This is a genomic window from Pseudomonas sp. PA-7-1E, from assembly GCF_021605325.1.
Classification (GTDB): Bacteria; Pseudomonadota; Gammaproteobacteria; order Pseudomonadales; family Pseudomonadaceae; genus Aquipseudomonas; species Aquipseudomonas fluorescens_BV.
Genome location: NZ_WKFA01000045.1, coordinates 17,640 through 39,763, shown reverse-complemented (window position 1 = coordinate 39,763; position 22,124 = coordinate 17,640). Strand labels below are relative to the sequence as shown.

Genomic DNA, 22,124 nt, shown 5'->3' with positions numbered 1-22,124 from the left:
GGCGTCGTTTCCCTGCAATGGCCTGTAACGCCAGCCTGGGAAACGGCGCTTTTTTTTCAGAAAAGGCAGGTATTGATGAACGATCCGCTGGCTTGGGTACACGGCAGCGATGCCCCGGAAAAGAGCAGCCTGGACCTTGGGTTCATGGCCCTGACCGATTGCGCCTCGTTGGTGGTCGCCGCCACCCAGGGCTTCGCCCAACCTTACGGCCTCACACTCAACCTCAAGCGCCAGGCGTCCTGGGCCAACCTGCGCGATAAGCTGGTCAGCGGTGAACTCGACGCCGCCCACAGTCTCTACGGGCTGATCTATGCCGTACACCTGGGCATCGGCGGCGTCGCCGCCAGCCCCATGGCAGTGCTGATGGGGCTGAACCAGAATGGCCAGGGCATCAACCTGTCCCACGGCCTGCAACAGCAAGGCGTGATCACTCCTGAGGCGTTGAAAGGCCATGTGCACCAAAGCCGGACAAAACTGACCTTCGCTCAGACGTTTCCCACCGGCACCCATGCCATGTGGTTGTACTACTGGCTGGCGAGCCAAGGCATTCATCCATTGCAGGATGTGAACAGTGTGGTGGTGCCGCCGCCGCAAATGGTGGCGCACCTGCAAGCCGGACGCATCGACGGACTTTGCGTGGGTGAACCCTGGTGCGCCAGCGCAGTGCAACAAAACCAGGGCTTTACCCTGGCGACCAGCCAGGCAATCTGGCCGGACCACCCGGAAAAAGTCCTGGGCTGCACCCAAGCCTTCGCTGACGCGTACCCCAATACCGCACGCGTACTGGTCATGGCGATCCTCGAGGCCAGCCGGTTTATCGAGCAGAGCCGTGAAAACCGCCGCTCTACCGCCCAGTTGCTCAGTGCCAGTGAATACCTCGACGCACCTGTGGCCTGCATCGAACCGCGCCTGCTGGGGCACTATGACGATGGCCTGGGCAACCACTGGCAGGATCCCCATGCACTGCGCTTTTTCGCCGACGGCGAGGTGAACCTGCCTTACCTCAGCGATGGCATGTGGTTCATGACCCAGTTCCGGCGCTGGGGCTTGCTGCGGGAAGACCCTGACTACCTGGGCGTTGCCCGGCAAGTTCAGCAATTGGCACTGTATCGCCAGGCTGCCGAGGCGCTGGGCATTAACGCAGGCGACTCGGACATGCGCCGCAGCCAGTTGCTCGACGGCAAGACCTGGGACGGCAGCGACCCCGCTGGCTACGCCCGCAGCTTCCACCTGCATGCCCTGGCCGATGATGCCAATCGCCAAGCGCTGCGCTGACAGGAGCCCGACGATGCTGCGAATCCTGTTGATCAACGACACCCCGCGCAAGGTCGGGCGCCTCAAGGCCGCATTGACCGAGGCCGGCTTCGAGGTGATCGATGAGTCCGGCTTGACCATCGACCTGCCCGCACGCGTCGAAACAGTGCGTCCTGATGTGATCCTGATCGATACCGAGTCACCCGGGCGCGATGTGATGGAGCAAGTGGTGCTGGTCAGCCGCGATCAGCCACGGCCCATCGTGATGTTCACCGACGAGCACGACCCTAATGTGATGCGCCAGGCCATCAAGTCCGGCGTCAGTGCCTATATCGTCGAAGGCATCCAGGCCCAGCGCCTGCAACCGATCCTCGATGTGGCCATGGCGCGCTTCGAGAGTGACCAGGCCCTGCGCGCCCAGCTCCATGCCCGCGACCAGCAACTGGCCGAGCGCAAGCGCATCGAGTTGGCCAAGGGCCTGCTGATGAAGATGAAGAGCTGCAACGAGGAAGAGGCCTACACCCTGATGCGCCGCCAGGCCATGAGCCGTCAACAGAAACTGATCCAGGTGGCGGAGCAGATTATTGCCATGAGCGAGTTGCTCGGCTGATCTGGCTCAGCTCTTGCTAAAGAATTATCACAGGTAGCCAACGGCGGTTGCCCCTTCACGACAAAGACGTCGCCCACCCGGTTTGCCCTCGCGAACCCGGTGGCGGCGTTTTTTCGTTTCTAGACCCCCAACCGTTGAGGTGCGTGATGAAATCAAGCTTCTGGAAATCCGGGCACACCCCGACCCTGTTTGCCGCGTTCCTGTATTTCGACCTGAGCTTCATGGTCTGGTACCTGCTGGGCCCCCTGGCGGTGCAGATTGCCGCTGATTTGCACCTGACCACCCAACAGCGCGGCCTGGTGGTGGCCACCCCAATCCTGGCGGGCGCGGTACTGCGCTTCTTGATGGGGATGCTGGCCGACAAGCTGTCGCCCAAGACCGCCGGGCTGATTGGCCAGGTGATTGTGATCGTGGCGCTGTTCTGCGCCTGGAAACTGGGGATCCACAGCTACGAACAAGCGCTGCTGCTGGGCATGTTCCTGGGCATGGCCGGTGCGTCCTTCGCGGTCGCCCTGCCTTTGGCGTCACAGTGGTACCCCGCGGAGCACCAGGGCAAGGCGATGGGCATCGCCGGCGCCGGTAACTCCGGCACCGTGTTTGCGGCGTTGCTGGCGCCCGTGCTGGCGGCCGCCTTTGGTTGGAGCAATGTATTCGGCTTTGCGCTGATCCCACTGGTGCTGACCCTGATCGTATTCGCCTGGCTTGCGCGCAATGCGCCTGAACGGCCGAAAGCCAAATCCATGGCCGACTACTTCAAGGCCCTGGGCGACCGCGACAGCTGGTGGTTCATGTTTTTCTACAGCGTGACCTTCGGCGGGTTTATCGGCCTGGCCAGCGCCCTGCCCGGCTACTTCAACGACCAGTACGGCCTGAGCCCGGTGACCGCCGGCTATTACACCGCCGCCTGTGTGTTCGGCGGCAGCCTGATGCGCCCATTGGGTGGCGCCCTGGCAGACCGGTTCGGCGGGATCAAGACCCTGCTCGGCATGTACAGCGTGGCGGTGATCTGCATTGCGGCAGTGGGGTTCAACCTGCCCAGTTCCTACGCGGCGCTGGCGCTTTTCGTCTGCACCATGCTCGGCCTGGGCGCTGGCAATGGGGCGGTATTCCAACTGGTGCCGCAGCGTTTTCGCAGTGAGATCGGCGTCATGACCGGCCTGATCGGCATGGCCGGTGGCATCGGTGGCTTCGCCCTTGCGGCGGGCATGGGCGCGATCAAGCAGAGTACTGGCAGCTATCAACTGGCCCTGTGGTTGTTCGCCAGCCTCGGTGTGTTGGCCTGGTTCGGCCTGCATGGGGTGAAACGGCGCTGGAGAACCACCTGGGGTTCGGCCGCCGTGACCGCCGCCCGCGTCTGATGAGCCTGCAACTGAGCGTCGCCCAGGCCAGTGCCATCGGCCCGCGCAGCGAGAACCAGGATGCGCTTCGGGTGGTCACGCCCATGGCGGAACTGGCCGCGAGCAAAGGCTACCTGTGCGCGCTGGCCGACGGCGTCAGCCAGTGCGCCGACGGTGGCCTGGCCGCACGCTCGACCCTGCAGGCCCTGGCCCTGGACTACTACGCTACGCCACAGACCTGGGGCGTGGCCCAGGCGCTGGAGCGCTTGTTACTGGCGCAGAATCGCTGGTTGCAAGCCAACGGCGGCGGCCAACCGTTGCTCACCACCCTAAGCGCCCTGGTGTTTCGCGGCCAGCGTTTCACCCTGGCCCATGTCGGTGATTGCCGGGTGTATCGTTGGCTTGACGGAGAGTTGCAACGCATCAGTGAAGACCATGTGTGGGAACAGCCGGGCATGCAGCATGTACTCAAGCGCGCCCTCGGCCTGGATCAGCACTTGGTGCTGGACTTCCTCGATGGTCCATTGCGCGAGGGCGAGTGTTTCCTGCTACTCAGCGATGGGGTGTGGGCCACGCTGGGCGATCACAGCATCGGCGCGATCCTGCGCGAACAAAGCGACCTCGAGCTGGCCGTCAACACCCTGGTCAACGCCGCCCACCTGGCGGGTAGTCAAGACAACGCCAGCGCCTTGCTGGTGCGCATCGATCAACTCGGCGCGGCCACCCTCGGCGACGCCTTGGTGCAGTTGCAGCAATGGCCACTGCCGCCACCGCTGAAAGTCGGGCAAACCTTTGAAGGCTGGCAGGTGCAAAGCGTGCTGGCGCAGAGTCGGCAGTCGCTGCTGTACCGCGTGCACGACGCCCAGGGGCAACCCTGGCTGCTCAAGACCTTGCCGTTGCGTTGCGACGATACCGACGCCGCCCAGGCCTTGTTATCGGAGGAATGGTTTCTGCGCCGGGCCGCCGGCCGGGCCTTTCCCGAAGTGCATGCCGCCAGTGGCCGTCAGCATTTGTACTACGTGATGCGCGAATACGCCGGGCAAACCCTGGCCCAACTGTTCCAACAACAGGGCCCGCTGCCGTTGGCACAATGGCAGTCGATTGCCGAACGCTTGCTGCGCGCCGTGGGCCTGTTGCATCGCCGGCAGATCCTGCACCGCGACATCAAGCCAGAAAACCTGCTGCTGGGAGAAGATGGCGAACTGCGAGTGCTGGACTTCGGCCTGGCCTATTGCCCCGGGCTCTCCGAGGACCGTGCGCACCTGCTGCCCGGCACCCCGAGTTTCATCGCGCCCGAGGCGTTCGCTGGCGAGCAGCCTACGGCACAACAGGACTTATATAGCGTCGGCGTGACCTTGTATTACCTGCTGACTGGGCATTACCCCTACGGTGAAATCGAGGCCTTCCAACGGCCCAGGTTTTCCCAACCCGTCAGCGCCAGCCGTTATCGCCCCGACTTGCCGGAATGGTTGCCACACAGCCTGGAACGAGCGGTGACCGCTGTCTCGGCCCAACGTTATGAAACCGCCGAAGAATGGCTGTTGGTGCTGGAACAGGCCGATCGCCGCGAATTGAGCGTACGCCCACGCCCTTTGCTCGAACGCGAACCCTTGAAAGTCTGGCAGACCCTGGCGATGGCTTCGCTGCTACTCAATCTGGTGCTGCTGTACTGGCTGATGCACCACTAGCGGGCAGAATCCGCCAACTCTCCGTGTAAACGCCCACTAAACCTGGGCTATAGGGACTTGGCACAGCTGCTGCATTAACGTTCTCAACACCCCACATATAGCCGCTCCTTCAACGACGAAGGGCCGAGCTTCCCGAGAGAACGGGACCAGGACAAAGGCGTCCTCGCTAGCTGACTAGCGGGGATGCCTTTTTTGTTTGCGCACGATTTGTCGAGCCATTGCGGAGAACGACATGAAAAAACTCAAACTGGTGATGATCGGCAACGGCATGGCCGGGGTTCGCACCCTTGAAGAACTGCTCAAGCTGAGCAACGAGCTGTACGACATCACCGTGTTCGGCGCCGAGCCTCACACCAACTACAACCGCATCCTGCTGTCGCCGGTACTGGCCGGTGAACAAACCTTCGAAGAGATCGTGCTCAACGACCTGGATTGGTACCTGGACAACAACGTCAAGTTGCTGCTCAACCGCAAAGTGGTGCAGATCGACCGGGTCAAGCGCAAAGTCATCGCCGAAGACGGCAGCGAGGCCGAATATGACCGCCTGCTGATCGCCACCGGGTCCACGCCGTTTATCCTGCCAATTCCCGGCAACAGCTTGCAGGGCGTGATTGGTTACCGCGACATTGCCGATACACAGGCGATGATAGACACCGCCAAGACCCACAAGCATGCGGTGGTGATCGGCGGCGGCCTGCTCGGCCTGGAAGCGGCCAACGGCCTGATGCTGCGCGGCATGCACGTGACGGTGGTGCACATCGGTGAATGGCTGCTGGAGCGGCAACTGGACAAGACCAGCGGCCAGCTACTGCAAACCGAACTGGAAAGTCGCGGCCTGGTGTTTCGCCTGTGCGAGCAAACCCAGGCCCTGCACGATGCCGGCAATGGCCGCGTCGGCTCGGTGCAGTTCAAGAATGGCGACATCATCCCGGCCGACCTGGTGGTGATGGCTGCCGGCATCCGCCCCAATACCGAACTCGCGGAAAAGTCCGGCATCCCCTGCAACCGTGGGATCCTGGTCAACGACACAATGCAAACCTACGACCCGCGTATCTATGCGATCGGTGAATGCGCCAGCCATCGCGGCATCGCCTATGGCCTGGTGGCACCCTTGTTCGAACAGGCCAAGGTCTGCGCCAACCACCTGGCCCAATTGGGCTTTGCCACTTACAAAGGCTCGGTGACCTCGACCAAGCTGAAAGTCACCGGCATCGACCTGTTCTCCGCCGGCGACTTCATGGGCGGCGAAGGCACCGAGACCATCACGCTCTCCGACCCGATTGGCGGCGTGTACAAGAAGCTGGTGATCAAGGACGACATCCTGGTCGGCGCCTGCCTGTACGGCGATACCGCCGATGGCGGCTGGTATTTCCGCCAGATCCGTGAGAACCACGCCATCGGTGAAATCCGCGATCATCTGATGTTCGGTGAAAATGCACTCGGCGATGTCGGCCACCAAGGCCAGGACAAAGCCATGAGCATGGCCGACAGCGCCGAAGTCTGCGGCTGCAACGGCGTGTGCAAGGGCACCATCGTCAAGGCGATCCAGGAACAAGGGCTGTTCAGTGTCGATGAGGTGAAAAAACACACCAAGGCCGCCAGTTCCTGCGGCTCCTGTGCCGGGCTGGTCGAGCAGATCCTGATCAACACCGTGGGCGGCGCCGCCGACGTCAAACCCAAAAGTGAAAAAGCCATCTGTGGCTGCAGCGACCTCAACCACGGGCAGATCCGCCAGGCCATCCGCGAGCAGCACCTGCTGACCATCGACAGCACCATGCGCTACCTGAACTGGCGCACCCCCAATGGCTGCGCCACCTGCCGCCCGGCCCTCAACTATTACCTGATCTCCACCTGGCCCGGCGAAGCCAAGGACGACCCGCAATCGCGGCTGATCAACGAACGGGCCCACGCCAATATTCAAAAAGACGGCACCTACTCTGTGGTCCCACGGATGTGGGGCGGCGTGACCAATCCTTCGGAGTTGCGCCGCATCGCCGATGTGGCCGACAAGTACAACGTGCCGATGGTCAAGGTCACCGGCGGCCAGCGCATTGACTTGCTCGGTATCAAGAAGCAGGACTTGCCAGGGGTATGGAAGGACCTGGATATGCCGTCCGGGCATGCCTATGGCAAATCCATCCGCACCGTCAAAACCTGTGTGGGCAGCGAGTTCTGCCGGTTTGGCACGCAGAACTCGACGCAACTGGGCATCGAGCTGGAGCATGACCTGTTCAATATGTGGTCGCCCCACAAGGTCAAGTTGGCGGTCTCCGGGTGCCCACGCAACTGCTCGGAAGCGGGCATCAAGGACGTAGGCATTATCGGTGTCGACTCGGGCTGGGAGATGTACATCGGTGGCAACGGCGGGATCAAGACCGAAGTCGCGGAGTTCTTCGTCAAGGTGAAGACCGCAGAGGAAGTGCGCGAATACAACGGCGCATTCCTGCAGCTATACCGCGAAGAAGCCTTCTACCTGGAGCGCACCGTGCACTACCTGCAGCGGGTGGGCATGGAGCATATCAAGAAGGCTGTGCTGGAAGACCCGGCCCGCCGCCAGGCCCTCAATGAGCGTTTGCAGTTCTCGTTGTCATTCGAGCAGGACCCGTGGAAAGAACGCCTGGAACAGCCGCTGCTGAAAAAGGAATTCGACGTGATCCCCGTCAAACAACTGGAGGTCTCGCTATGAACTGGCTGGATATCTGCGCGCTCGATGAAATCAACGCCCTGGGCTCGCGCATCATCAGCGGGCCGAAAGGTGACATTGCGATTTTTCGCACCAGTGACGATGAAGTCTTTGCCCTCGACGACCGCTGCCCACACAAAGGCGGGCCGCTGTCCCAAGGCTTGATCTACGGCAAGCGGGTGGCCTGCCCGCTGCACAACTGGCAGATCGACCTGGCGACTGGCCAAGCCCAGGCCCCGGATATCGGCTGCGCCCACCATCATCAAGCCCGGGTCGAAAACGGCCGGGTGATGCTGGCTCTGCGGGACGCGGGTTGATGAACCGCCAGACCACCGCGTCCACCTGTTGTTATTGCGGGGTGGGCTGCGGCGTGCTGATCGAGCATGACGGCGAACAGATCCTGGGGGTGCAAGGCGACCCCAGCCATCCGGCCAACTTCGGCAAGTTGTGCAGCAAAGGCGCGAGCCTGCACCTGACCGGCGACTTGAGCGCCCGTGCTCTTTACCCGCAATTGCGCTTGGGCAAAGAACTGGCGCGCACCCGCACCGACTGGGACACCGCCCTGGACCACGCGGCCAACGTGTTCGCCGATACTATTGCCGAACACGGGCCCGACAGTGTGGCGTTCTATATCTCCGGGCAACTGCTGACCGAGGACTACTACAGCTTCAACAAGCTGGCCCGCGCATTGGTGGGCACCAATAATATCGACAGCAATTCTCGGCTGTGCATGTCTTCGGCGGTGGTCGGCTACAAGCGCAGCCTGGGCGCCGATGCGCCGCCGTGCAGCTATGAAGACCTGGAAAACAGCGACTGCGTGATGATCGTCGGCAGCAATATGGCCTACGCCCACCCGGTATTGTTCCGACGCCTGGAGCAAGCCAAGGCGCAACGCCCGCAGATGAAAGTGCTGGTGATTGACCCTCGGCGTACCGACACCTGCGACTTGGCCGACCTGCACTTGGCCATCTTGCCGGGAACGGATGTGGCGTTGTTCCACGGCATTTTGCATTTACTGCTGTGGGAAGACTGGGTCGACCGTGCGTTTATCCAGGCCCATACCGAAGGCCTGGCCGAACTCAAGCGCCTGGTGCATGACTACACGCCGCAGATGGTCACGCAGCTGTGCGGCATCAGCGTCGAACAGCTGCGCCTGTGCGCACAGTGGGTCGGCACCTCCAGCAGCTTTTTGTCGCTGTGGTGCATGGGGCTTAACCAATCCACCGCTGGCAGCGCCAAAAACAGCGCGTTGATCAACCTGCATCTAGCCACGGGGACCATTGGCCGGCCGGGCTGCGGGCCGTTTTCCCTGACCGGCCAACCGAACGCCATGGGCGGGCGCGAAACCGGCAGCCTGTCCAACTTGCTGCCGGGCCACCGCGAAGCGGCCAACCCTGAACACCGCGCTGAAGTAGCGGCCTATTGGGGCGTGGAACAACTGCCCGCGACTACGGGCCTTACCGCCATCGAACTGTTTGAACAGGTGCAGGCTGGCAAGATCAAGGCGTTGTGGATCGCCTGTACCAACCCAGCCCAATCGCTGCCCGACCAGAACGCGGTGCGTGCCGCCTTGGCCGCGTGCCCGTTCGTGGTGTTACAGGAAGCGTTTCGTACCACCGAAACCGCCGCCTATGCCGACCTGCTACTGCCCGCCGCCAGTTGGGGTGAAAAAGACGGCACGGTGACCAACTCCGAGCGGCGTATTTCCCACGTGCGCCGTGCCATCAACCCACCGGGTGAAGCACGCGCGGATTGGGCGATCACGGTGGATTTCGCACAGCGCCTGGAGCGTCGTCTGCGTCCGGGGTTGCCGAGCCTGTTCGCCTTTGAGCAAGCGGCGCAGCTGTTTGATGAATTCAAGCCACTGACCCAAGGCCGTGACCTGGATATGTCCGGCATCAGCCACTCCCTGCTCGACCGGCTCGGCCCGCAGCAGTGGCCCTTTCCCGAGGGTGCGCAAGCGGGTACGTCGCGCCTGTACACCGACGGCATTTTCCCTACTGACACGGGCCGGGCGCGATTTGTCGCCGAGCCTTACCGCGCCGCCAAGGAACAGCGCGATGCGCGATTCCCCCTGACCCTGATCACCGGTCGCCTGCGTGATCAATGGCACGGGATGAGCCGCACCGGCACGGCAGCGCAGCTGTTCGGGCACGTCAGTGAAGCATTGTTGAGCCTGCATCCGGATGAGCTACGCCGCCACCGCTTCAAAGAGGGTGACCTGGTCAGCCTGAAAAGCCGTCGCGGCAGCGTGATCGTCGCCGTCGGCAGCGATGACAGTGTGCGTCCCGGCCAAGCGTTTCTGCCCATGCACTGGGGCGACCGCTTTCTCAAGGGCGGCGTCAATACCCTCACTCAACCGGCGTTCGACCCATTGTCCAAACAGCCGGAGCTCAAGCACAGCGGCGTGCGCCTGGAAGCAGTGCAACTGCCGTGGCAGCTGTTTGCGCTGATCGAAGGCGATGTACAGCAACACTTCGAAGCCTTGCGTCCACTGTGTGAAACCTTTGCCTACGTCAGCCTGAGCCTGGCTGGCCGTGAACGCCCCGCGCTACTGGTGCGCGCCGCGCATACCGAGGCGCCCGACCTGCAACTCTTGACCCGTATCGACCAACTGCTGGGCCTCAACGACGGCCCGGTAATGGCCTATGACGACCCGCGCCGCTCAATCGGCAAGCGCGTAAAAATCGAGAAAGGTCGCATCACGGCCCTGCGCCTGGCCGGCGAAACCCTGGCCCGTCACTGGCTGCAAAGCCTGTGGCTGGAAGGCCGGGCCGACGAGCAACTGCGGCGCTGGTTACTGGCGCCCTTGAGCGCGCCGCCGGGCGGTACCACGGCCAGCAACAAGATTGTGTGCAACTGCAAGAACGTCAGCGAAAACGCCGTGTGTGCCGGTATCGGCAGCGGCCTGGACCTGGATGGCCTCAAACAGGCCCTGGGCTGCGGCACCCAATGCGGCTCCTGCGTGCCGGAAATCAAACGTCTTTTGGCCAGCAACCCGCAGCCAATCGCCATCAGTGTGTAAGGGGAACAACATGAGCGCAAAAGTGTGGCTGGTAGGCGCAGGACCAGGTGACCCGGAGTTACTGACCCTGAAAGCGGTACGGGCTCTGCAGGCAGCGGACGTCGTGCTGATTGATGATCTGGTCAACCCGGCAGTACTGGAACACTGCGCCAACGCTCGGGTGATTACCGTCGGCAAGCGCGGGGGATGTCGTTCTACCCCGCAGGATTTTATTCACCGCCTGATGTTGCGTTATGCACGCCAGGGTAAGTGCGTAGTACGCCTTAAAGGCGGTGACCCGTGTATTTTTGGCCGCGGTGGCGAGGAGGCAACCTGGCTGCGCGAGCGTGGAATCGAGGTGGAATTGGTCAATGGCATCACCTCAGGGCTGGCCGGGGCGACCCAGTGTGACATCCCTTTGACCTTGCGCGGAGTGAGCCGTGGAGTGACCTTGGTCACCGCGCATACCCAGGATGACAGTAGCTTGAACTGGCGTGCGCTGGCGGAGGGTGGAACCACGCTGGTGGTATATATGGGCGTGGCCAAGCTGGAAGAAATCCGCGAACAGCTGCTCAACGGCGGCATGGCTGCGGATATGCCGGTGGCAATGATCGAAAACGCTTCATTGCCCCAGCAACGCGAATGCCGCAGCTCCCTGGCGGCCATGCATGAAGCTGCAAAAGCCTTTGCACTGAAGAGCCCCGCCATCCTGGTGATTGGCCAGGTTGCCGGCGCCGCACAGATGGCTAGCATCGCCGCTGCGGCAAGCGCCTGAGGCAAATCGCAGGCGAAAAAAAGCCCGGCCTGAGCCGGGCTTTTCTTTACTACTCAGTAATTACTGAGCGGTAGCTTCAACCGACGCTTCTACGCGACGGTTAACAGCGCGACCAGCTTCAGTTGCGTTGTCAGCAACTGGGCGGGATTCGCCGTAACCAACAGCAGTTACACGGCTAGGAGCAACGCCGTCTTTAACCAGGACTTGCTTAACAGCGTCAGCACGACGCTGGGACAGCTTCTGGTTGTAAGCGTCTGGACCTACGGAGTCAGTGTGACCAGCAACTTCTACGTTGGTAGCTGGGTACTGAGCCATGAAGTCGGCCAGGTTTTTAACGTCGCCGTAGCTGTTAGGCTTAACAACAGCCTTGTCGAAGTCGAACTTAACGTCCAGCTCAACACGAACAACCTGAGCAACCGGAGCTTCTGGCTCTGGAACTGGCTCTGGAGCAGGTGCTGGGGTAGGAGCTGGAGCAGCTGCGCCAGCGTTACCGCCGAAGTTCACGCCCAGGCCAACCAGTGCGGAGTAGTCCCACTTGCCGTTGTCCAGACCGTAGTCAGCTTCAACACCAGCACGAGCGTACAGGTTGTTGGTGAAGTAGTACTTCACGCCGGTACCGATGGTAGCGAAAGTGGTCTGGTCGCGACCGCTGTGGCCGTCAGCCTGAACGTTGGTACGGCTCTGGTGGCCGAAACCGCCTTCAACGTATGGACGCAGGCTATCAACGCCAGCCTGACCGAAGTGGTACTGAGCAACGAGGCTGCCAGTGTCACCTTTGATCTTCTGGTTGCCAGTGCCGTCGTTCGAACGGGTGTGGTTGGTCTTGTCGTACGACAGATTCAACGACAGATCGTCGGTCAGGAAGTAACCAATGCGAGCGCCTGGGTTGAAGCCGTCTTCGATGTGCTTAACGCTATCGTTGTACTGCTTCTTGTAGAACAGCTCGCCTTCAACTGCGCCTTGGCCTTGTGCCAGAACGCCGAAAGAAGTAGCGGCAATAAGAGAACCAATGGCCAAGCCCAAGGTGTTTTTCAGTTTCATCCGTTAAATCCCCATCTGGTGATTGTAAAGCAGTCCCACAAACCGGGGGACAACTCGGCGACAAGTCTAACAGAACTTGCCTACACGTAAGAGATATTTGCTACGCACTAAGTTTCAGTCTCGCCCGCAAATTTCTCACGTAATTTATCAAGAGCACGCTTGTACCGCATTTTTGTAGCACTCAAACCCATATGCATGATGTCAGCGATTTCCTGAAATTCCAGCTCTGCGACAAATCGAAGCACCAGAATTTCGCGGTCAATCGGGTTCACATGCACCAACCAGCGATCAAGTCCGCCCTTTTCCTCGGGTGCCGGCGCCTTCTCTTCAGACGCCTCCTCAAGGGGGTCCAGACTCAAAGCGTCCATCAAGCGACGCTTTCGCCGTTCCTTCCGATACTGCGTGATGCACTCGTTGTACGTGATGCTGTACAGCCAGGTCTTGAACTTCGATTTGCCCTCGAAGTTCTTCAGGCCGTATAGCACCTTGAGCATCACTTCCTGACAGACATCATCCGCGTCTCTATCGTTCCCCAAATACCTTGAACAAACGTTGAACAGAGTGCGTTGATACCTGCGCATCAATTCTTCGTACGCGCGTGTTACGTGAAACAGCTCCGTGTGCGAGCGCGCGACCAACTCCTCATCAGAGAGCTCACGGGGGTCATAGCGCATGGACAGCGTTTGGGCTTTATTCAAAACAAGTCGTGCCGACAGTCAGGTCAATGTCCGCTGCAACCCGGTCACCCGGGTTTGCGGCGGCGTACATTAGCAGGATTTGCCGGATTAGCGGCTACTGACCTGCTGCTCCAGGAGAATCCGGTTGGACAGCGACACCAGTTCCCCGTCATCGGTCAGCACGGTCGTCTTGACTGTGCCGATCTCCTCGATTTGCCCTTCGACCTCGCCCACACGCACCTGTTGCCCAACTTGATACAGCTCACGCACATAGATTCCCGCAAGAATCTGACCGGCAATTTCCCGGCTTCCCAACCCCATGGCCAGCGCAACTGCCAGACCAACGGTAATCAAAACAATCACAATCACGTGGTTGAGCAGGTCAGTTTTGACCTCCAACTGGCTGATCGCGACGGAAATACTGATGATGATCACCAGCCCCTGGGCAATTCGTCCCAGGCCCGCTGCGTAGTCCAACCCCACGCCTTCGGCGGCCCCGCGCACCAGCCCGTTGGCCAGTTGCGCGAGTAAAACCCCCACCAGCAGCACCAGCGCGCCGCCGAAAACTTTCGGCAAATACAGTGCCAGCATGTCGAGCGTAGCTGAAACTCGCTCAAGTCCAAGGGACTGCGCTGCAGAAACCAGAAAAATAAGTAGAACGAACCAATAGACGATCTTGCCGATCAGGGTCGAAATCGGTACTTGCAACCCTGCGCGGCCGAGCAACTTGGTCAGGCCAGTGCCCGCCATCAGGCGATCGAGCCCCAGTTTGGCGAGCAATTTGGACAGCAGGGTATCGAGCAGCTTGGCCACGACAAAACCCAGCAATACCAGGACCAGGGCACCAAACAGGTTGGGAATGAAATTCGCCACCTTGGTCCACAATGCGGTCATCGCGGTGACCAGGCTCTGGGTCCAGAGATCAAGTTCCATATTCAATCAGCCTTATCAGCAGTGCTAGCAAGAGGTTTACGACGGGAAACCGGTGACACATGGGCCGAACCATTGTTCAGGGCCATCATCAACGCCGGCAACCACCGCCCGAGCAGACCGAACAGGTCACCCGCCCCTACCTGACGGTTGGCGGTTTTCAGTACGCGGCCCAGGCAGGCATCGTCATCACGGTTGGATGGCGAAGCATTGAGCATGTCACGCAAAGACTGTTCGAACGGATCGTGCATAGAGACCTCTCGCAAGTGATTTAAAAGACGAGGGTAAAATTCATCGGGTCACATCGGCCGTTTCTTACGTTCAGGTCATATTCAGGTCAAACCCAGCGCAATCGCCGAAACAGCCACCATTGCCCCAGTGCCACAGACACCATCAACAGGCACGCAATCATGAATCCATAAGGGCTGGCAGAGAACGGAATGCCGCCCACATTGATACCGAGCAAACCGGTAAGAAAACTCATCGGCAAGAAGATCCCGGTGATGATCCCGAAGCGGTACATGGTGCGGTTCATGCGCAGGCTCAAGCGCCGGTCTTCAGCCTCCAGCACAAGCCCCACGCGCTCTCTGGCCAATTCCAGCTCTTCCAGGTAACGGGTCAGGCTGTTGTGCAGTTCGTTCCAGTAGTCGGCATCGTCGTCGCAGAACCACGCCAATTTGATTCGTGTCAGTTGGGCGAAAATATCCCGCTGTGGGGCCAGGAAGCGCTTGAGTCCGGCGGCTCTTCGACGGATCTGCAGAACGCTGCCGTGCTCCGGGGTATACCGTTCGTCGGCATCGAGTTTTTCTTCCTCGGAATCGACGATTTCAGACAAGCCAGCGACCAGATCCTGCACTTTGTTGGTCAGGTACTGAGCCATATAAAGGATGAGTTCAGACGCCGTCCTGGGGCCTTTGCCGTCTGCCAGTTGCACCAGCAACTCATCGGTAGCGCGCAAGGGGCGCAAACGCAGGGAAATCACTCGGTTGGCGGCGGCGAAGATGCGCACCGACACCATGTCTTCCGGCTCCGCGCCTGGGTTGAGATTGATCCCGCGCAGAAACAACAGCAACTCGGCGTCCGGCAGCGGCAACAGGCGTGGACGGGTGTTTTCCTCCAGCAGCAAGTCACAGGCAAACTCGCTAAGGCCGCTGGATTTACGCAGCCAGGTCTGGGTTTGAGGATGGCTGCGATCCCAGTGCAGCCACAGGCTTTCCTGGGGCTGCAACTGCAAATCGTCGAGTTCAGTCCGGGCAATCGAACGCGCACCGCCTTTACCGTCCAGCACCAGGGCATGCACCAGCCCCCATTGCGCGTTTTCTTCTTCGAACATCCTCACCCCGATCGGTTGCGGCAGATTATTCAGGCATTTTCAGCGGGCTGGGTGACACGATCACCCCGTTGTTATCGGCATAAATGTACTCACCGGGGCGGAACGTCACGCCTGCGAATGTCACCGGCACGTTCAGGTCGCCAAGGCCGCGCTTGTCGGTTTTTTTCGGATGAGAGGCCAGGGCCTGCACACCCAGGTCGGTCTGGGCGATGACGTCTACGTCACGGATGCACCCGTAGATTACCAGCCCTTCCCAACCATTTTTCGCGGCTTTCTCGGCAATCATGTCACCCAGCAACGCGCAGCGCAGCGAACCACCACCGTCGACCACCAGCACTTTACCAGCGCCCGGCAGGTCAGCCTGCGCCTTGACCAGCGAGTTATCCTCGAAGCATTTGAGGGTGACTATCTCGCCACCAAAGGAGTCTCGGCCACCGAAGTTGCTGAACATCGGCTCCACTACCTGCACCAGCTCCGGGTAGGCGTCACACAGGTCGGGGGTCACGTAATGGTTCATCGAGAAACTCCTGTCATCAAAGAAGAGGTCGAACATCCACGGTGTACATCAAGAAAACGCCCCGCGACAGGCATTCTTTAAGCGCCTGCGGGTGGGCGGCGGCCATGATCAAACCACGATCAGCGCAACGCAATACACGTTACGCGACTGAATATGACCAGAAGCGCGTGGCGCGTCATATCTTAGCCGCAACCATTCAAGAGTGAAACGCCCTTGGTAGAGCGTTTCGTCAAACCGCTGCGGACACCTCGGGCTGCGTACCCAACAAGGGTGTCAGCGGGTCGTTCAACCAACGCTCGACCAAAGGCCACACTTGGGCCTGGGCCGCTTTGCTGACCAGCATCTGCACATGGCCGAAATCCTCGCTGAAACCTTGCTGACGTCCCAGGCACAGGTACTGGCGATGCTCGCTGCCCACTTGCTCGAAGAGCTTGCGGCAGGCCCAGTCCGGGTCTTGCCGGTCGCCCGCTGCGCTCACCGCCAACAGCGGCACATCGACCTGCGCCAAGCCTTTCCACCAGTCATGCTCGGCATCGCCAAACCGGCCGAACAGGCCGTTCCAACGCATCGCTTCGATCATCACGCCGGCCGGCTCGTCCTCGGGCCCACGCTTGAAGCGCGGGCCGGACAGATGGGCAAGGCGCTTGAGGATAAAGCGACCGCTCCACTCCACCGGTGGAATTTTCAACGGCCAGTGGGTGCGACTGACCTGGCAGCCGAACAACGCCACCGAGGCCACCCCTGATGCATCCAAGTGCCGCCCACCCAAGGCCGCAGCCAGGGTAGTGGCACCGAGGGAATGCCCGATCCAGTGCGGAATCTGCCCGCTTTGCTCACACACAAACGCCCCCACGGCCGGCAAATCGTAGCGCGCGTAATCGGCGACACGGTTTCTGGCGTAGTCGTGATTGCGTTTGGACAAACCATGGCCGCGCATTTCCGGGATCCACACATCAAATCCGCGACGCGCCAGGTAAGCCCCCAGGCCGATACCTTTGGGCGAATACCAGAAACGCCGGTTGGAAAAACTGCCATGCAACAAAATAATCGGCGTGCCCCGGTTTTCCGGGACATCGGCCAGGCCCAAACGGGTAACCGCCAGTTCGACGGTGCCGTCCGGGCTGTTACCGGGTTTGAGCCGGTAGACGTCTTCACTCAGGTCGCCGCGACGTTCAGCGCTGATCAGGGCGACAGGAAACAGATGGCTGCTGCTTTGCATAATGCTCTTGCACAAAAAAGGGCGGCGTCCGCAAGGATTCCCGCCCTGTACAGATAAGAATGCCGGTCACCCGCAACGAGTGACCGGCACTTTTGACCACGCGACCTTAGGCGGACGCTTGGCCTTCAGCCAGGAAGAACCAGGTTTCCAGCACGGAATCGGGGTTCAGCGAGACGCTCTCGATCCCCTGCTCCATCAGCCATTTGGCCAGGTCAGGGTGGTCCGAAGGGCCTTGGCCGCAGATACCGATGTACTTGCCAGCCTTGTTACAAGCCTGGATGGCGTTGGCCAGCAGCTTCTTGACCGCTGGGTTACGCTCGTCGAACAGGTGGGCGATGATCCCCGAATCGCGGTCCAGGCCCAAGGTCAACTGGGTCAGGTCGTTGGAGCCGATGGAGAAACCGTCGAAGAACTCCAGGAACTCTTCAGCCAGGATGGCGTTGGACGGCAATTCGCACATCATGATCACGCGCAGCCCGTTCTCGCCGCGGGTCAAACCGTTTTCTGCCAGCAGGTCCACCACCTGGCTCGCTTCGCCCAGGGTGCGCACGAACGGCACCATGATCTCGACGTTGGTCAGGCCCATCTCGTTGCGCACACGCTTGAGCGCACGGCATTCGAGCTCGAAGCAGTCACGGAAGGCTTCGCTGATGTAACGCGAGGCGCCGCGGAAACCCAGCATCGGGTTTTCTTCTTCCGGCTCGTAGAGCTTGCCACCGATCAGGTTCGCGTATTCATTGGACTTGAAGTCCGACAGGCGCACGATGACCTTTTTCGGGTAGAACGCCGCAGCCAGGGTGCTGATGCCTTCGACCAGTTTCTCGACGTAGAAACCTACCGGGTCGTTGTAGCCGGCGATGCGCTTGTCGACGCTTTCCTTGATGTCCAGCGGCAGCCCGTCATAGTTCAGCAGTGCCTTGGGGTGCACGCCGATCATGCGGTTGATGATGAATTCCAGGCGGGCCAGGCCCACACCGGCGTTCGGCAACTGCGCGAAATCAAAGGCGCGGTCCGGGTTGCCGACGTTCATCATGATCTTGAACGGCAGGTCGGGCATGGCGTCGATGGAGTTTTGCTTGATATCGAAGCCCAGCTCACCTTCGAAGATAAAGCCGGTATCGCCTTCGGCGCAGGAAACGGTCACGCCCTGGCCATCCTTGAGCAGTTGAGTGGCGTTGCCGCAACCCACGACTGCCGGAATCCCCAGCTCACGGGCAATGATCGCCGCGTGGCAGGTACGCCCGCCACGGTTGGTGACAATGGCACTGGCGCGCTTCATCACCGGTTCCCAATCCGGGTCGGTCATGTCGGAAACCAGTACGTCACCTGGCTGGACCTTGTCCATCTCGGACACGTCCTTGATGATCCGCACCTTGCCTGCGCCAATGCGCTGGCCAATGGCACGGCCTTCTACCAGCACGGTGCCGGTTTCCTTGAGCAGGTAGCGCTCCATGACGTTGGCCGAAGTGCGGCTCTTCACGGTTTCCGGGCGAGCCTGCACGATGTACAGCTTGCCGTCGTCACCGTCCTTGGCCCACTCGATGTCCATCGGGCACTTGTAGTGCTTTTCGATGATCATCGCTTGTTTGGCCAACTCGCTGACTTCAGCGTCGGTCAGGCAGAAACGCGCACGCTCGGCCTTGTCGACTTCAACGGTTTTGACCGAGCGACCGGCCTTGGCCTCGTCGCCGTAGATCATCTTGATGGCCTTGCTGCCCAGGTTACGGCGCAGGATGGCCGGGCGGCCCGCTTCGAGGGTGCCCTTGTGTACGTAGAATTCGTCCGGGTTGACCGCGCCTTGTACGACGGTTTCGCCCAGGCCGTAGGCGCCGGTGATAAACACCACGTCACGGAAACCGGATTCGGTATCCAGGGTGAACATCACACCGGCAGTGCCGGTTTCCGAACGCACCATGCGCTGCACACCGGCAGACAGGGCCACCAGCTTGTGGTCGAAACCCTGGTGTACGCGATAGGAAATCGCACGGTCGTTAAAGAGGGAGGCAAACACTTCCTTGGCCGCGCGGATCACGTTTTCGACGCCGCGAATGTTGAGGAAGGTTTCCTGCTGGCCCGCAAAGGAGGCGTCCGGCAAGTCTTCGGCGGTGGCAGAGGAACGCACGGCAACAGCCATGTCCGGGTTACCGGCCGACAGAGTGGCGAAGGCGGTGCGAATTTCTTCGTTGAGCTTCTCGGGGAACTCGGCTTCCATGATCCACTGGCGGATCTGGGCGCCGGTCTTGGCCAGGGCGTTGACGTCATCGACGTCCAGGGCGTCCAGCGCGGCGTGGATCTGGGCGTTGAGGCCGCTCAGCTCGAGGAAGTCGCGGTAAGCCTGGGCCGTGGTGGCGAAACCACCGGGCACCGAGACACCAGCGCCTGCAAGATTACTGATCATCTCGCCGAGGGATGCGTTCTTGCCCCCCACATGCTCTACATCATGGACGCCGAGCTTATCGAGGGAAACTACGTACTCTACCAAGGTGATCTCTCCACTTTCTGTGTTGGAAAAGCTCAGGACGCGGGTTGCTCAGTAGGAGCTAACGCCAGCGCTTGTGGCCTGGACCTGGAAAATAAGTGAGAATGCGGCCCACTGCGGGACGGCAAAATCGCGCCTATCATATCCAAGATTCGCCATCAGCTTAAGGCCCAGGGCTCAAATGAAACGATCTGCTTTCTTTATTTCCGACGGCACCGGCATCACAGCCGAAACATTGGGCCAGAGCCTGCTCGCGCAGTTCGAAAACATTACCTTCGCCAAATTCACCCGGCCTTATATAGACAGCGTGGATAAAGCGCGGGCCATGGTACAACAAATCAATCTGGCGGCTGAAAAAGACGGTTTTCGCCCGATCATTTTCGACACCATCGTCAATCAAGACATTCGTGAGATTCTCGCAACGTCGAATGGTTTCATGATCGACATTTTCTCTACCTTCCTGGCGCCGCTGGAACAGGAATTGAGTGAACACTCCTCCTACTCGGTCGGAAAGTCCCATTCCATCGGGCATAACTCCAACTATATGGAGCGTATCGAGGCGGTGAACTTCGCCCTCGACAACGACGACGGTGCCCGCACCCACTACTACGACAAGGCCGACCTGATCCTGGTGGGCGTGTCGCGTTGCGGCAAGACCCCGACCTGCCTGTACATGGCCATGCAATTCGGTATTCGTGCGGCCAACTACCCGCTGACCGAAGACGACATGGAGCACCTGACCCTGCCCGCCGCCTTGCGCGCGCATTCACACAAGCTGTTCGGCCTGACCATCGACCCGGACCGGCTGACCGCCATCCGCAACGAACGCAAGCCCAACAGCCGCTACTCCAGCTATGCCCAGTGCGAATTTGAAGTGCGTGAAGTAGAAAATCTGTTTCGCCGGGAGAATATTGCGCACATCAATTCCACGCATTTTTCGGTGGAAGAGATTTCGGCGAAGATTCTGGTGGAGAAGGGTGTGGAGCGGCGCTTCAAGTGATCTCTGTCGCCTGATCTGATCGTTCCCACGCTCTGCGTGGGAACGCCGCCTGGGACGCTCCGCGTCCCGCAATAGCGACGCGGAGCGTCGCAAGATGCATTCCCACGCAGAGCGTGGGAACGAGCAACGGTAACGCGGATTTACAGATGAAACCGCCCGCCCCCCTGCCCCAGCGCCGTCGCCAGCGCGTCAAACCCCTCGCGCAATAACTGATCATCGCCCGACGTGTTGCAGATACTCGCCCGAATAAACTGCGGCACCGCCGTCTGCCCCACGGCAAAAGCCTCGGCGGTGGCGATCAGGTAATTGTTCTGTTTGAGCTCCGCCTCGATTTCCGAGGCCCGCCAGGGCTCCGGTACTTCGATCCAGAAGTGCGGGCTGTTGAGGTGGGTGCGATAGGCCAAGCCGTTCAATAAATCTTCGACTAACGTCTTGCGACGGCTGATCTCGTTGATCTGCTGACGCAACAAATATTCCGCCGTGCCGTTTTCAATCCACTGGGTCGCCAGTTCCAGGGTCACAGGTGTGGCCATCCAGCAGGTCGAACGCAACGCCGCCGAAATGCGACTGACCAGCGCCGGCGGCGCATGCACGTAGCCCACCCGCAAACCGGCCGATACCGCCTTGCTCAGGCTGCTGATCAAGATCGTACGCTCAGGCGCGAAATAACTGAGGGGCGGCGGACGGTCCTCCACCAGCACACCGTGGGCTTCGTCCTCCAGAATCAGCAGGTTATGTTCGCGACACACCCTGGCCAAGGCTTCGCGGCGCGCCACCGACAACACAGCGGTGGTCGGATTCTGGATAGTCGGCGTGCAGTACAACGCCGAAATACGGTGATTGCGACAGACCTCATCCAGCGCCGTGGGCAATACGCCTTCCTCATCCATCTCCAGGCCGATCAGCCGCACCCCCAGCATACGCGCAGCGGTAATCAGCCCGGGATAAGTCAACTGCTCGGTGACCACCGTATCGCCAGCACGCAGCAACGCCATCATGGCGCACAGCAAGCCGTGCTGGCCGCCGTTGACGCAGATGACCTGCTCGGGAATCGGATGAAACTCGCGCTGCACCAGCCATTGCGCACCCGCTTCACGGTAACGCGGCAGGCCGGCGTCCGGGGTGTAGGCGCTGATGTCCTGGAGGAACTTGGCGTTGGTCGACAGGGTTTGGAAGCTCTGGGCGAGAAACACCGTCTCTTGCCCGGGAATGTGCATGTTGCGGCTCATGTCGAAGTACTGGCGCGGCTCCTCGCTGAAATTACGAAAGCCCTCATCACGCTGGCGCTCCATCCCACGCTTGCGCACGAAGGTGCCGTCACCTACCCGTGCAACCACCAGGCCCAGGCGTTCCAGTTCACCGTAAGCCCGGCTGATGGTGCCGATGGTCACGCCTAAATTGTCGGAAAGCACCCGATGGGGCGGCAGTTTTCGTCCCGGTTCAATCAAGCCTTCGAGGATGCCCCGTTCCATCACATCAGACAGGCGCTTGTACTTCACGCCCTGCCCGTTGGACAGGCCCTCACGCATAATTGACACCATGTCAATATTTGTTTTGACAGCCATCTTTCGCCCTAA

The 22,124-nt window shown here is 60.5% G+C and carries 18 protein-coding genes; 9 read left to right on the top strand and 9 right to left on the bottom strand.

What is annotated here, in order from left to right; all coding sequences use genetic code 11:
• Positions 1 to 75: 75 nt before the first annotated feature.
• From GIW79_RS22405 to cobA, 8 genes are all read left to right on the top strand, one after another.
• A complete protein-coding gene (locus GIW79_RS22405; RefSeq protein WP_054897187.1) occupies positions 76 to 1,275 on the top strand; it encodes a CmpA/NrtA family ABC transporter substrate-binding protein in 1,200 nt (399 codons plus the stop codon).
• 13 nt (positions 1,276 to 1,288) lie between these two features.
• Complete coding sequence (locus tag GIW79_RS22400) at positions 1,289 to 1,864, top strand: ANTAR domain-containing response regulator (RefSeq protein WP_003193274.1); 576 nt, start codon at positions 1,289 to 1,291, stop codon at positions 1,862 to 1,864.
• Between the two features lie 146 nt (positions 1,865 to 2,010).
• Positions 2,011 to 3,222 carry a nitrate/nitrite transporter gene (locus GIW79_RS22395; RefSeq protein WP_032903097.1) on the top strand — a complete coding sequence of 404 codons (1,212 nt, stop codon included), beginning with the start codon at positions 2,011 to 2,013 and terminating at the stop codon, positions 3,220 to 3,222.
• On the top strand, positions 3,222 to 4,889 hold the full coding sequence (locus tag GIW79_RS22390; protein WP_236453126.1) for a bifunctional protein-serine/threonine kinase/phosphatase: 1,668 nt from the start codon (positions 3,222 to 3,224) through the stop codon (positions 4,887 to 4,889). Before GIW79_RS22395 ends, GIW79_RS22390 begins: the two co-directional genes overlap by 1 nt.
• Positions 4,890 to 5,121: 232 nt before the next feature.
• Positions 5,122 to 7,575 (top strand): nitrite reductase large subunit NirB, encoded by a 2,454-nt coding sequence (gene nirB, locus GIW79_RS22385; protein ID WP_054920649.1) that lies wholly within the window; start codon positions 5,122 to 5,124, stop codon positions 7,573 to 7,575.
• Positions 7,572 to 7,889, top strand: a complete 318-nt coding sequence (nirD, locus tag GIW79_RS22380; protein WP_014719483.1) for a nitrite reductase small subunit NirD — start codon at positions 7,572 to 7,574, stop codon at positions 7,887 to 7,889. The genes nirB and nirD overlap by 4 nt, the downstream gene beginning before the upstream one ends.
• On the top strand, positions 7,889 to 10,597 hold the full coding sequence (locus GIW79_RS22375; RefSeq protein WP_200583195.1) for a nitrate reductase: 2,709 nt from the start codon (positions 7,889 to 7,891) through the stop codon (positions 10,595 to 10,597). Before nirD ends, GIW79_RS22375 begins: the two co-directional genes overlap by 1 nt.
• A 10-nt stretch (positions 10,598 to 10,607) precedes the next feature.
• Positions 10,608 to 11,351 (top strand): uroporphyrinogen-III C-methyltransferase, encoded by a 744-nt coding sequence (gene cobA, locus GIW79_RS22370; RefSeq protein ID WP_236453123.1) that lies wholly within the window; start codon positions 10,608 to 10,610, stop codon positions 11,349 to 11,351.
• Between the two features lie 60 nt (positions 11,352 to 11,411).
• Here the strand turns inward: cobA and GIW79_RS22365 are convergent, their stop codons facing one another.
• The 8 genes from GIW79_RS22365 to ppsA form a co-directional block, all read right to left on the bottom strand.
• On the bottom strand, positions 11,412 to 12,392 hold the full coding sequence (locus GIW79_RS22365) for an OmpA family protein (RefSeq protein WP_019820540.1): 981 nt from the start codon (positions 12,390 to 12,392) through the stop codon (positions 11,412 to 11,414).
• 107 nt (positions 12,393 to 12,499) lie between these two features.
• Positions 12,500 to 13,090, bottom strand: coding sequence for an RNA polymerase sigma factor SigX (gene sigX / locus GIW79_RS22360; RefSeq protein ID WP_103299598.1), 591 nt, complete (start codon positions 13,088 to 13,090; stop codon positions 12,500 to 12,502).
• An 87-nt stretch (positions 13,091 to 13,177) separates the two neighbouring features.
• On the bottom strand, positions 13,178 to 14,002 hold the full coding sequence (locus tag GIW79_RS22355) for a mechanosensitive ion channel family protein (protein WP_003193288.1): 825 nt from the start codon (positions 14,000 to 14,002) through the stop codon (positions 13,178 to 13,180).
• A 2-nt stretch (positions 14,003 to 14,004) separates the two neighbouring features.
• Positions 14,005 to 14,250, bottom strand: a complete 246-nt coding sequence (locus GIW79_RS22350; RefSeq protein ID WP_014719486.1) for a hypothetical protein — start codon at positions 14,248 to 14,250, stop codon at positions 14,005 to 14,007.
• Between the two features lie 86 nt (positions 14,251 to 14,336).
• Entirely contained in the window at positions 14,337 to 15,332 is a 996-nt protein-coding gene (locus GIW79_RS22345) for a zinc transporter ZntB (protein ID WP_054897192.1), read from the bottom strand.
• 25 nt (positions 15,333 to 15,357) lie between these two features.
• Complete coding sequence (gene rraA / locus GIW79_RS22340; RefSeq protein WP_014719488.1) at positions 15,358 to 15,849, bottom strand: ribonuclease E activity regulator RraA; 492 nt, start codon at positions 15,847 to 15,849, stop codon at positions 15,358 to 15,360.
• A gap of 229 nt (positions 15,850 to 16,078) precedes the next feature.
• Positions 16,079 to 17,068 (bottom strand): alpha/beta fold hydrolase, encoded by a 990-nt coding sequence (locus tag GIW79_RS22335; protein WP_034128358.1) that lies wholly within the window; start codon positions 17,066 to 17,068, stop codon positions 16,079 to 16,081.
• Positions 17,069 to 17,174: 106 nt separating this feature from the next.
• On the bottom strand, positions 17,175 to 19,550 hold the full coding sequence (ppsA, locus tag GIW79_RS22330) for a phosphoenolpyruvate synthase (protein WP_003193296.1): 2,376 nt from the start codon (positions 19,548 to 19,550) through the stop codon (positions 17,175 to 17,177).
• A 178-nt stretch (positions 19,551 to 19,728) separates the two neighbouring features.
• Between ppsA and ppsR the strand changes: the two genes are divergently transcribed.
• Complete coding sequence (ppsR, locus tag GIW79_RS22325) at positions 19,729 to 20,547, top strand: posphoenolpyruvate synthetase regulatory kinase/phosphorylase PpsR (protein WP_003193298.1); 819 nt, start codon at positions 19,729 to 19,731, stop codon at positions 20,545 to 20,547.
• A 140-nt stretch (positions 20,548 to 20,687) separates the two neighbouring features.
• On the opposite strand, the gene GIW79_RS22320 is transcribed toward ppsR, so the two are convergent.
• Positions 20,688 to 22,112, bottom strand: a complete 1,425-nt coding sequence (locus GIW79_RS22320) for an aminotransferase-like domain-containing protein (RefSeq protein WP_073521949.1) — start codon at positions 22,110 to 22,112, stop codon at positions 20,688 to 20,690.
• Between the last annotated feature and the right edge of the window lie 12 nt (positions 22,113 to 22,124).

What these genes read in the sequence shown, in the direction of transcription:
- GIW79_RS22405 (WP_054897187.1), top strand. Translation starts at nt 76, where the DNA reads ATGAACGATCCGCTGGCTTGGGTACACGGCAGCGATGCCCCGGAAAAG.
- nirD (WP_014719483.1), top strand. Translation starts at nt 7,572, where the DNA reads ATGAACTGGCTGGATATCTGCGCGCTCGATGAAATCAACGCCCTGGGC.
- GIW79_RS22375 (WP_200583195.1), top strand. Translation starts at nt 7,889, where the DNA reads ATGAACCGCCAGACCACCGCGTCCACCTGTTGTTATTGCGGGGTGGGC.
- GIW79_RS22355 (WP_003193288.1), bottom strand. Translation starts at nt 14,002, where the DNA reads ATGGAACTTGATCTCTGGACCCAGAGCCTGGTCACCGCGATGACCGCA.
- GIW79_RS22320 (WP_073521949.1), bottom strand. Translation starts at nt 22,112, where the DNA reads ATGGCTGTCAAAACAAATATTGACATGGTGTCAATTATGCGTGAGGGC.
- GIW79_RS22390 (WP_236453126.1), top strand. Translation starts at nt 3,222, where the DNA reads ATGAGCCTGCAACTGAGCGTCGCCCAGGCCAGTGCCATCGGCCCGCGC.
- cobA (WP_236453123.1), top strand. Translation starts at nt 10,608, where the DNA reads ATGAGCGCAAAAGTGTGGCTGGTAGGCGCAGGACCAGGTGACCCGGAG.
- GIW79_RS22365 (WP_019820540.1), bottom strand. Translation starts at nt 12,392, where the DNA reads ATGAAACTGAAAAACACCTTGGGCTTGGCCATTGGTTCTCTTATTGCC.
- GIW79_RS22400 (WP_003193274.1), top strand. Translation starts at nt 1,289, where the DNA reads ATGCTGCGAATCCTGTTGATCAACGACACCCCGCGCAAGGTCGGGCGC.
- rraA (WP_014719488.1), bottom strand. Translation starts at nt 15,849, where the DNA reads ATGAACCATTACGTGACCCCCGACCTGTGTGACGCCTACCCGGAGCTG.
- ppsR (WP_003193298.1), top strand. Translation starts at nt 19,729, where the DNA reads ATGAAACGATCTGCTTTCTTTATTTCCGACGGCACCGGCATCACAGCC.
- GIW79_RS22345 (WP_054897192.1), bottom strand. Translation starts at nt 15,332, where the DNA reads ATGTTCGAAGAAGAAAACGCGCAATGGGGGCTGGTGCATGCCCTGGTG.
- nirB (WP_054920649.1), top strand. Translation starts at nt 5,122, where the DNA reads ATGAAAAAACTCAAACTGGTGATGATCGGCAACGGCATGGCCGGGGTT.
- GIW79_RS22335 (WP_034128358.1), bottom strand. Translation starts at nt 17,068, where the DNA reads ATGCAAAGCAGCAGCCATCTGTTTCCTGTCGCCCTGATCAGCGCTGAA.
- GIW79_RS22395 (WP_032903097.1), top strand. Translation starts at nt 2,011, where the DNA reads ATGAAATCAAGCTTCTGGAAATCCGGGCACACCCCGACCCTGTTTGCC.
- GIW79_RS22350 (WP_014719486.1), bottom strand. Translation starts at nt 14,250, where the DNA reads ATGCACGATCCGTTCGAACAGTCTTTGCGTGACATGCTCAATGCTTCG.